Below are 638 nucleotides of genomic sequence, written 5' to 3'. Positions count from 1 at the left end.
CGCTGGAAATGGGCATCGCCGTCATGGTCGAGGCGATCCTGTCCTTCGTCAATCTGTCGATCTCGACCGACGATCCGACCTGGGGCGGCATCATCGCCGAGGGCCGGCTCTCGATCCATCAGGCGTGGTGGGTGCTGGTGTTCCCGCTGGTCACGCTGATCCTGACCGTGCTGTCTTTCAGCCAGTTCGGCGAGGCGTTGAAGACGCGTTTCGATCCGGTGCTGCGATGAGCGCCTGTCTCGACATCAGGAATTTGAGCGCCGTGCTGCCCAACGGCCAGCGCGTGCTGCGCTCGGTGTCGCTCTCCGTCCAGCCCGGCGAGGTCCGCGCGCTGGTCGGCGAAAGCGGCGCCGGCAAGACGATGATTGGCAAGGCGGTACTCGGTGTCTTGCCATCAAGCGTGCGCATTGTCGAAGGCGACATGCTGCTCGAAGGCGAAGACCTCGGCAAGCTCCAGCCGAAGGCACGGCGCACGCTGATCGGCGCGCGCACCGCGCTGATCCCGCAAGACCCGCTGACCGCGCTCAACCCGTCACGCCGCATCGGCTCGCAGATGACCGACCGGCTGGTGCGCATCCTCGGCTGGAGTGGCGAGAAGGCCGATACCCGCATCCGGCAATTGCTGAACGAGGTGCAGA

At 65.7% G+C, this 638-nt stretch carries 1 protein-coding gene and 1 pseudogene; both read left to right on the top strand.

What is annotated here, in order from left to right:
- Positions 1–230, top strand: a pseudogene (locus EN935_RS39215) (ABC transporter permease); the annotation flags it as partial.
- On the top strand, positions 227–638 hold a 412-nt coding region (locus EN935_RS39210; protein WP_127374414.1), incomplete at its 3' end, for an ATP-binding cassette domain-containing protein. The pseudogene EN935_RS39215 and the gene EN935_RS39210, both read left to right, overlap by 4 nt.

Source organism: Mesorhizobium sp. M7D.F.Ca.US.004.03.1.1 (assembly GCF_003998635.1).
Taxonomy (GTDB): Bacteria; Pseudomonadota; Alphaproteobacteria; order Rhizobiales; family Rhizobiaceae; genus Mesorhizobium; species Mesorhizobium loti.
Note: the sequence above shows the minus strand (reverse complement) of the source record. Positions and strands in the feature narration are given on the sequence as shown.